The following is a 9,041-nucleotide window of genomic DNA, read 5'->3' on the forward strand; positions in this document are numbered from 1 at the left end:
TCTTTGCCTTGCATATGCCTATGAACTCTTTCATTCCGACACCCACCTAACCTTTTGAGGTACGGCAACCGCCGCAATCGACGCCAGCGTATCGCTGGGCGAGTTCCGCGGGTACGTGCAGACGGCAATTTCGATGAGAAGTGGCCGGCTCATGAGACGCCCCTTCTTGGACCAAGCGACAGCATCTCGAGCCAGAAACCGGTTGACCAGGCTACATGCATGACCATAGCAAGCAGTCCGGCCAATGGTCCGTGTGGCATCTGCTGGCGCACGCGAAGATAAAAGCCATAGCCGATACAGGTGAACGCCCAGGCGAACGCCGGAACGATCGCCGCCCAGTAAAACAGCGCGAGCACCGTGCCGGCAACGGCGGGCGCGACCGTAAGCGGCAGCATTTGGCGCAAAGCCGGCATTGTCCTGTGGTTACGGATGTTGCGCGCCCGTCCGCGGCCGGAATTGAGATACTGACAAAACAGTGCGCCAACGCTTGCACGCGGATGATAGACCATGCTTGTCGTGCCGCTGATCCAGATTTTGTAGCCAGCCTTCCTCAGGCGGAAGTCGAGCTCGGCATCCTCATTATGGGAAAAGGTTTCATCGTAGCCACCGACGGCGAGAAAGGCGCTGACGCGCATCAAGGCGTGGTGTCCATGGTCGACGTAGCCGCCCCTCGACAGATTGCGATGCGCAGAACCGCCATTGCCGATCTTCGAATTCTGGGCAATCGCGGCTGCTTTCTGGATCGTATTGAAACCGGTCGTCTCCAAGGCGACGACGACGGAGGCAGCAGCGGTCATCTCGGCATCAGCAATTAGCTGCTGGCAATAACTCTTCGGATATTGTCCATGCGCGTCCATGCGCACGAAATATTCAAAACCACGGCCGTAGCGTGCCACTGCAAGATTGATCGCCGCACTTTGCAGCCGCTTCGGATTGTCAAGGAAGATGATGCGCGGATCGATGGCGGAGGCGGCCTTGATGATATCCTGCGAGCCGTCCTTGCTGCCGCCATCGGCCACTACAATGCGCCAGCCCGGAGCTTGGAGTTCCGTGCTCAGACCGTTCAGAAGCGCACCAATGTAGTTTCGCTCGTTAAGGCATGGAATGACGATCAAGCAGCAATCTTCTGGACTTACGTGCTTATTCATCGCGTTCGATCCTATATGGCAAATGACGAACTGATCGGAAAGTGATCTGAAGTTTTGCGAGGCCCGGCTGGCGCCAAGCCGGCGAGCCAGGCGACCAAGTTCTTGCAGTCTGCCTCATCGATCTCCCAGTTGCGCCGATCGCATGCGGCAACGGCGGACTCCAGCTCCCTAAAGCGTCGAACGTCCAGCCCCTCCATGGCCATGCTTAACGCAAAGGAGGTGGCATCCGACAAGATCAGGCCGATACTGTTGCGCCGAAGTACCTCAGCCGTCTCGGTGCCTTGAACGGCAATCGGTACCGCTCCGTGCAGGCATCCTTCGTAAAGCCGGTTCGGTAACAGCCACTTGGAATTGAGTCCCTCTTCGAAACTATCGGCCGTCCAAGCAAAGTCGACCTCGCCGTAAATGGCAGCCAGATCCTCCGGGTTTCGATAGGGACCACAAAAACGCATGAAGGGTTCGTTCGCCACGAAGGCATCGAAGTCCTCAAATTCCGTATAAGCTGGCCGGCCGCGCAGAATGATCTCGAACCTGCCATTCGCCATCCTTGAGAAGTGCGCAAGCAGCTTCAATGATTTCCTGCAACGCAGCGCGCCAAACCAGCCGATGCGCCATGGCCGGTCTTCGCATCTTTGCGGAACGGGAAGAAGGCCCTCATCTGTGGCCGCGACCACTTTGTTCTCGACGAGCTTGACCGGGGCCTTCAGAAAAGACAGGACATCGAAATAGTTGCTCTTGAAGGCTGGCGAACTGGTAACGATCGCGCTGACGCTTCGGCCAAACCAACGTTCGGCAAATCGCATCGAGCGCCCGATGGGACCCATGCCGACGAGAAGCCTGTGAATATCGAGACACTCGTAAACGATCGGCACGGATCCGCCGAAATAATGATTGGCGCGGTTTGCCAGTGCCAGCGTTTCGAGATTGCGGGCGACGATCACGTCCGGCTTGCTGGCGCCTGAAAGAGCGGCCTGAAGCCCTGCCATGGCCATGAGAACGGCCCAGGTGCGATGGACAAAGCGGCCGTCGTCCGTCCTGCCGAGATTGACCGGCTTGATGCCTGCGATATCGCCTTCGATCTTTGCCCGCGAAAACCCTGCAAGGTCAACCGTCGCGCCGCCGCGTGTCAGCATGATCAGGCGTCGGCGAACCGCCGGATCGGACAGATCATGAACAAGGTAAAGCAGGCGCGGCATCAAAGGTTCTCCTGCGGCTTTGCAGGGGCGCTGACGGTGATGGCCCCATCGCACGTCAGAGAGGCTGCAAACAGACATCTTTCGCCTGCAGCGGTATAGCTCACCCAGTCGACCTGCATGATCGTCGGTCCCTTGTAGGCAAAGGGGCCCATCCAGCCTGTCAGCGTATCGGTTGCCCACAGGCTAAAGAAGATTTTCTGCCCTGCCGTCGGAATGCGGAGCGTATCGGTAACTTCGTGGACGAGGAGGCCGTTGACGAAGAACCGCAGTCTTGAGGGCTCCCAGGTAAAGGCGAAATGGTTGAATTCCTCGTCGGCCGGGCCGGCGAGCGAAACGAGCTTTTCGTTGCCGCCCTTCGCTTTCACGTACTGGTTGACCTGGACAGCAGCACTGTTGTTCCCCAGCACCTCGAAATCGATCTCGTCGTGCTCCTCATGGTCGGCAGGGCCAATATAGGAGAAAAACGCCGAGTTAAGGCCTGACCCGGTCGCCGTCTTTATCCTTGCCTCATAAGTGCCAAAGCCGTAGCGCTGCTTTGTCTGGATTTCTGCGCACAGCAGGGCCTCCTGATCGACAGTGTCCTTTGCGAGCATCAGCGATGCAAAGCCGTCGGCAATCTTGATCATTCCCGCCGACCAGATGCAGTTTTGATGATCACCGTTCGTCCAGCCGTCTGAAATATACCAGAAGTTGGGGTCGAGCCGGTCAAAGCTCTCGAAGAAGGATGCTGCGGGGCGCCCGTCCGCGGCTTGAACGTTGGGGGCAAGCGCACACGTTAGCAAGATCAATGAAAAGATCTGGCGGAAAATGCAACTGAATTCCTGACCCATAACTGAACGGGCAGCATGTGAAGGTTGATCGAAATTCATAGTAGCAACCCGAAGCGAGTACGAGAAACAAATGGCGCGGGGACGTCGGCACTAAAAATTCCAGGCTATACTTTCTGATTCTTTTTTTACAGGCATAATAAATGCGCGGCGGAATTGCCGCATAGTTATCCTGCCTGAACTTCAACGCCGATGTTGCCAATATTGACCTAGTTCAACTAGTTACGATCGTTTATACCGGCATCCATAGAGCAGCGTGGCAGTATTTGCGAAGACGTTATTTCAGAATTTTGAAATAGGCAACACAAAATTAACGAATCTGATAGCTAAAAGCTTGATTTTGCGCCGTAGATTAGTTTTTGAACAAGGTTCAGATTCTGTCGTTTCATAATGGTACAGGTATGCTGGAGAGGGCAGGGACGTCTGTCCGTGATGAACGTATTTGCTCGATCACACTGGCGCTGCGGATGGCGGCACTAAGAATGTCTAGTCGTTGAAGGTCGGCGGCGTCGGTCGTGCTGGACGCATGAAAATTTCGGTGACTTCACAGGTGGACGGCATTGACAAGGCTGTGATCAGGTTCGCTGCCACCGATTCCGGCTGCAATAGCTCGTCTGCCTGATAGGAAAGCGCTCTCGCATCATGGATAGTTTCCTGCATCGGCGTTGCGGTCTTCCCCGGAAAGATGCTGAGCACGCGCACGTCCTGGTTGTTGATCTCGGCTCTCAGCACGTCGGCAAAGGCCTTCAAGGCATATTTACTCATCGTGTAACCCGCGAGCTCCATTCTCGGATTAAGCCACACGCTTGAGTTGATGAACGCGATATAACCCTTCTGTCTGGCCAGTGCCGGGAGAAGGAGCTGCGTCAGAACATAGGGCGCGCGCAGATTGACGCGCCAGACGTTATCGAGTTCTTCCACCGGGCTTTGCGCAACCGGACCCGAACAAAAGACGCCAGCGCTGTGTACTAGGTAATCGATGCCGCGATCGGTCACCCGCAAACGGGCAACGAATTCGGCGATCGCCCGATCGTCGGCAAGATCGACGTGATGCCAGCTGATCGATGCTCCGTTGCTAAGGGACGACGGCGGGACGCCGCCTCGGGTAAGAGCATGAACGGTCACGCCGGCTACACCTAAGGCTGATACGATCGCCTGACCGATACCGCCCGCTGCCCCGGTCACCACTGCCACCCGCCCCTTAAGAGATTTTTCCATGGTCCCTAGTCCCTCTGCGCCGATGCAAGTAGATCATGGCCAAGCAGAAGATCGGCGGCGTCGGCAATCAAATCAAATGCAAGACCCGATTTTACGGCGATATCGAGGAGATCATGTTTGCCGTCGGAATAGTTTAGAACCCAGAGCAGGGCCAACTGACGCGTCTTCGTGTCGGATTTGCCGCCGACGGCATCGTAGAGCCCCCGTTTTCCAAGTTGCGGCTCGCACATCGGCGAGAGATTCACGAAAGCTCGATTGCGGTCCAGCGTGTCAAGCACTGAGCCGTAGGTTTTGAGTGAGTGGGCAAGCGCTTCCGGCTTCACGAAATCAAGGTTGTCGCCCGACGTGTGGTACTCGGCAAACCGCCCGTAGGGTGTACGCGACAGACAGCCGAAGGGAAGGTTGATGCCAGGCGAGCTGAACTGCCTTTCGTCATAGCCATAGGGAGAAAACGCCATAATCGAATGGGCTTGCCCCGCTGCCTTCAGCACATGCTCCACCACCCGATCGATCTCGGCCGTTTCGTGCCGACTTTTCTTGTAGTGCAGCATGCCAGGGTCGCCGAGGTTGACGGCGACGAGACCATGTCTGATGCGCGACAGCCGCTCGCGGTTCATCGAAAGCCAGGCTATCGAACCGATGGTGCCCGGAATGAAGAGCATCCGCACGGAATAGCGCCGCTGTGTTGCCATCAAAAGCTTAGCAAGCTCGACACAGACGGCGATGCCGGACAGGTTGTCGTTGGCAAGCGACGGATGGCAGATATGCGTCGAGATAACGATTTCGTCGGTTGTGGTGCCGGGGATGAAACACTCGCCCCATAGGAGTTCGCCGTCTGAAAGTGTTGAGTCTATCAACACCTCGTAGGATCCTTCGCTCATCGCCTCAAGGGCGTTCTGGGAGAGGCAGAAGCCCCAGTCCTCCTTGTAGTAGCTCGTGCGGTAGGGTATCCAAGCGGGATGGGCGGGGTCGGTGTGCAGATGGGGCCTCAGCGCCTTGAGCTGCAATGTCGCGTGGATCGGTCGTGAATAGTTGACGACGTGCAGATTACTTGCCTTGAAGTCGATGACGCGATTGCCCTTCTCGTCCTTTACATAGGCATCGCGGATGCTCCATTCCTGCGGGACCGTCCAGTCGAAGATCTCTGTGCCGCTTGCTATGCGATGAATCTCAACCGGAATTTCCTGCCTGATGATCTCCAGTGTCTCCACGACGCCGGGACCTGTGATGCTGCGACAGATCGGATAAAGTCGTTCAATGAGGGCATACATCCGCGCGCCGGCAGGATCCTTGTCTGGCGCACTGACGGCGCTCAAGCAACGACCTCGACATTGGGAAGCGGAACCACAAACTGGCTGCCCAAGCCTTTGACCTCCGACATTTGGCTGATGATCTCATCTTTGATGTTCCAGGGAAGGATCAGAACGTAATCGGGCTTGGTCTCCGCAATCTTTTGCGGTGCGTGGATCGGAATGCGGGTCCCCGGAAGCAAGTGGTTCTGCTTATGAGGGCTGACATCGACGGTATATTCGATGAGATCAGTACCAACGCCGCAGAAATTCAAAAGCGTGTTGCCCTTTGCCGGAGCGCCATAGGCGACAACGGTCTTTTTCATCTCTTTTGCATTGATCAGGAAGCGCAGCAGATCGCGCTTGGTGCGGTGTACCTGCTCAGAAAATTTGCTGTAGCGTTGAACAGAATTGACGCCGCCTTCAATTTCGCGCGCACGCAGTTCGCCGACACGCAGCGAGACTGGCTGGCTTTGATCTTCGGCGTGGCGAGCATAAATGCGCAACGATCCTCCTTGTGGACGGATCTCATCGACATCGAAGATCGTCAAGCCGTGATGGGCAAAGATTTTCTCGACACTATAGAGCGAAAGGTACGAATAGTGCTCATGATAGATCGTATCGTAGTAATTGAGCTCTAGCATCTTCATGAGATGCGGAAATTCGATCGTTACGATGCCGGTTGCCGACAACACGATTTTGATGCCGGCAACGAAATCGTTGATGTTGGGGACATGCGCCAGCACGTTATTGCCAATCAAAAGGTCAGCTGTGAGGCCATCGTCAACCAACTGCCGTGCCGTCTCGGCACCGAAAAATTGCACCCTGCTCGGGATGCCTGCCTCTACCGCGACAGCCGCGACATTGGCACATGGCTCTATGCCGAGCACCGGAACGCCGCGTTCCTTGAAGTTCTTCAAAAGGTAGCCGTCGTTGCTGGCAATTTCGATCACCTGGTGGCCAGAGCCGAATTGAAACCGCGCCACCATTTGATCGACATATTCGCGGGCATGCTTCAGTACCGAGGTGGAATAGGAGGAGAAATAGGCATATTCGCTGTCGAAAATGTCTTCCCGCGGCGCCATGGGAGGGACCTGGACCAGGAAGCACTCGTCGCAAACGAAAGCATGTAGTGAAAAGAACGGTTCAGCATCCTGGGTTTTGTCGATGGCGATGTAGGAGTTTGCAAGCGGTGACGCGCCAAGATCGACGACCGTCTGAGTGAGTGTGGTATTGCAGAACCGGCAGTTGAATGAAGACATGATCTTCGTCCCCCTAGACGAAACGATGCGGTGAAGAGTACTTGGTCTGAAACCAATGGCAGCTTTATGAGAGGTTTACCTTTGCTGATCTGTTCGCGGTACAACAACCGTGAGGTTTAGGCTCCTCGAAAATGATCCGGTCGACATCATAAACCTTTCTATCGGCCGGCAGTGGCAAGGCTCGTCTCGCGCCGTTTGACGCGACGATTTAATTCAGGCACCAGAGCGGGCACAGCGTCAGGCTGGGTTGTCATGCGGTTCGTGGCGCGGAACACCACGTCTGATGGTCGGCCGACCAGATAACTGGACACCCCGTTTTCAAGGGCTTTGCGATAAACGCAAAGCGCACCGTCAACAGCATCGAGCGTCTTTTCAATCTCGGGGTCGCCGTGCGTGTAACTGACAACGAAGGAGGGAGCTAGAACACCGCGCTTGATCATTTCCTGCAGGAACAGCGTGCGGAACGCTTGGGAGGGACGGCCGTCCTCATCGATCGTTGCGTAAACCAGGTTACTTGCCAGCCCGGAGACGCTGAAATGATTGCTAATCCCGTGGCTAGCGGCGATCTGCGAAATACCTTTTCGAAGCGCCTCGCCTTTTTCAAAAAGATGCTGGATCACCGGCTCTTCACGATAAATCTTGATCGTTGCAATTGCCGCCGCCATAGCGTGCGTTTCAGCGCCGTGGGTGGTCGACAACAGGAAAACGCGTGGCTTCTCGCGCTGATCGATACCACCAAGCTCCATGAATTGGCGTTTTCCCGCAAGCGCGGAGATGGCAAAGCCATTGCCCATCGCTTTGCCGAAACAGGATAGATCTGGCTGGATATCGTAAAGAGCCTGCGCTCCGTTCAGGTGCCACCGGAAACCGGTTATCATCTCGTCAAGGATGAAAAGTGCTCCATTGGCATGACAAAGGTCGCGAAGACGATGCAGGAAGTTATCCTTCGGCGCTTCCCCTTTCGATGGCTCAAGGATGACAGCCGCGATCTTGCCTGGATGTTGCTCAAACAGTGCTTTGGCACTGTCAATCTCATTATAGCGAAACGATAGCGTCATATCCCGTACGGCTTTCGGGATGCCGGCATTCATGGGCGTTGTGCCGATGAACCAATCATCGGTCGAAAAGAACGGGTGATCGGCGCATCGCGCAACAAGGTCACGTCCGGTGACGGCTCTTGCCAAACGAATGGCGCCAGAGGTTGCATGTGAGCCATCCTTGCAGAATTTGACCATTTCGGCGCCTTGGATCGTCTCAAGAAAGATCGATGCGCAATCTAACTCGATGACGGCCGGCCGGGTGAAGTTCGCGCCATTTTTCAATTCCCGCTCTACAGCGCGCAAGACCGTCGGATAGGCATGGCCAAGGGAGACGGCACGGTTTCCCATGCCAAACTCGATATACTTGTTGCCGTCTACATCAAAGACATAGGCGCCGTGCCCCCGGGCGATGAAGCCCGGCGATAAGACCGGATACTGATCGTCGCCCTTTGCATAAGTATGCGCTCCTCCCGGAATCAACCTTCTGGCTCGCTGGCGCAACTCGTTCGAGTTCTCGAAGTTGCTAATGAGTCTGGTCACCGTTCTTTCCCCCTCCGAAAACACGTCGTATGCCGTCGCGATGGGCGTTGACGGACGTGTTCAACGACATTTTAAAATGGCTGAGCGGGGAGGGGCGACCGTGGGATGTCCGAAGCGCGGGAAGACCGTACCTTGAGAGATCAAAGTGGGTTAAGTCTTCTCTGAAAAACTGCTGAGCCAGCCGCATATACTGCAACGGGCGCCAAATCGAAAACATGCAGCGACTGCTGGATTCCAAGTTTGTCAGGTACGCATTAGATACACGCAAGTACACTATACTCCACTGCTACTGTTCAAGAGTTATCATTAAAGAAACAACATGTAAATAAGAATTAATGATGAGTTAAAATCAGCTTTAATCTGGTGTATTTTTGTGCACTTGCTACTTGGAGACCGGGGCGTTGCGCTGGTTCAGCATGCAATTGTAACCAGATCCCATCGAGATGGACCATAACGGGATTCGAGAGCCTTCCTCTTTGAGCTTCAGTTAAGACATTTCCTGTAGGGAGATTTGAGTCGTT

The 9,041-nt window shown here is 55.3% G+C and carries 8 protein-coding genes; all 8 read right to left on the reverse strand.

Translation table 11 applies throughout. The annotated features are described in order from the left end of the window. Positions 1–149: 149 nt before the first annotated feature. A complete protein-coding gene (locus tag C9413_RS21970) occupies positions 150–1,148 on the reverse strand; it encodes a glycosyltransferase family 2 protein (RefSeq protein WP_170250908.1) in 999 nt (332 codons plus the stop codon). Positions 1,149–1,159: 11 nt separating this feature from the next. Next, on the reverse strand, positions 1,160–2,344 hold the full coding sequence (locus tag C9413_RS21975; RefSeq protein ID WP_170250909.1) for a glycosyltransferase: 1,185 nt from the start codon (positions 2,342–2,344) through the stop codon (positions 1,160–1,162). Continuing rightward, positions 2,344–3,132 (reverse strand): family 16 glycosylhydrolase, encoded by a 789-nt coding sequence (locus C9413_RS21980; RefSeq protein ID WP_281408664.1) that lies wholly within the window; start codon positions 3,130–3,132, stop codon positions 2,344–2,346. Before C9413_RS21980 ends, C9413_RS21975 begins: the two co-directional genes overlap by 1 nt. A gap of 525 nt (positions 3,133–3,657) precedes the next feature. After that, the gene (locus tag C9413_RS21985; protein WP_040115593.1) at positions 3,658–4,389 is read right to left on the reverse strand and encodes an SDR family NAD(P)-dependent oxidoreductase; all 732 of its coding nucleotides are present in this window, start codon (positions 4,387–4,389) and stop codon (positions 3,658–3,660) included. Positions 4,390–4,394: 5 nt separating this feature from the next. Beyond that, on the reverse strand, positions 4,395–5,705 hold the full coding sequence (locus C9413_RS21990) for a DUF4910 domain-containing protein (RefSeq protein ID WP_246703824.1): 1,311 nt from the start codon (positions 5,703–5,705) through the stop codon (positions 4,395–4,397). Continuing rightward, positions 5,702–6,940 carry a class I SAM-dependent methyltransferase gene (locus C9413_RS21995; RefSeq protein WP_040115592.1) on the reverse strand — a complete coding sequence of 413 codons (1,239 nt, stop codon included), beginning with the start codon at positions 6,938–6,940 and terminating at the stop codon, positions 5,702–5,704. The genes C9413_RS21990 and C9413_RS21995 overlap by 4 nt, the downstream gene beginning before the upstream one ends. 158 nt (positions 6,941–7,098) lie before the next feature. Further along, the gene (locus C9413_RS22000) at positions 7,099–8,520 is read right to left on the reverse strand and encodes a glutamate-1-semialdehyde 2,1-aminomutase (protein WP_040115591.1); all 1,422 of its coding nucleotides are present in this window, start codon (positions 8,518–8,520) and stop codon (positions 7,099–7,101) included. Between the two features lie 332 nt (positions 8,521–8,852). Beyond that, on the reverse strand, positions 8,853–9,041 hold a 189-nt coding region (locus tag C9413_RS32780; protein ID WP_210263582.1), incomplete at its 5' end, for a hypothetical protein.

Source organism: Rhizobium sp. SEMIA 4085, assembly GCF_013004495.1.
Lineage (GTDB): Bacteria > Pseudomonadota > Alphaproteobacteria > Rhizobiales > Rhizobiaceae > Rhizobium > Rhizobium gallicum.

What these genes read in the sequence shown, in the direction of transcription:
- C9413_RS21970 (WP_170250908.1), bottom strand. Translation starts at nt 1,148, where the DNA reads ATGAATAAGCACGTAAGTCCAGAAGATTGCTGCTTGATCGTCATTCCA.
- C9413_RS21975 (WP_170250909.1), bottom strand. Translation starts at nt 2,344, where the DNA reads ATGCCGCGCCTGCTTTACCTTGTTCATGATCTGTCCGATCCGGCGGTT.
- C9413_RS21985 (WP_040115593.1), bottom strand. Translation starts at nt 4,389, where the DNA reads ATGGAAAAATCTCTTAAGGGGCGGGTGGCAGTGGTGACCGGGGCAGCG.
- C9413_RS21995 (WP_040115592.1), bottom strand. Translation starts at nt 6,940, where the DNA reads ATGTCTTCATTCAACTGCCGGTTCTGCAATACCACACTCACTCAGACG.